At 37.7% G+C, this 244-nt stretch carries 1 protein-coding gene; it reads right to left on the bottom strand.

Annotation, left to right across the window (positions count from 1 at the left end; all coding sequences use genetic code 11):
* The coding region (locus FC77_RS07780; protein WP_156641868.1) for a transposase at window positions 1-244 on the bottom strand (244 nt) is incomplete at both ends.

Below are 244 nucleotides of genomic sequence, written 5' to 3'. Positions count from 1 at the left end.
TTTTTTTTGTTGTCGTAATAATCAGTGATATGACAAGGTTGAGATAACTTCGTTGACTCCATTTGACCGATAACACGGTAAAGGATCTTTCTGGCAATATGATTGCCATGCTTGGTAATACCTAAATGATTATCCATTTCACCTGATTGATAGCGTCCTGGATCAATGCCGATAAAAGCATCTATTCGAGCTGAAGTATCAAATCTGCGTAAATCGCCTAATTCCGCGATTAATCTTAAAGCAG

Source organism: Lactobacillus acetotolerans DSM 20749 = JCM 3825, from assembly GCF_001436775.1.
Classification (GTDB): domain Bacteria; phylum Bacillota; class Bacilli; order Lactobacillales; family Lactobacillaceae; genus Lactobacillus; species Lactobacillus acetotolerans.
The sequence above is the reverse complement of the archived record's forward strand: the minus strand, read 5'-3'. Positions and strand labels throughout refer to the sequence as shown.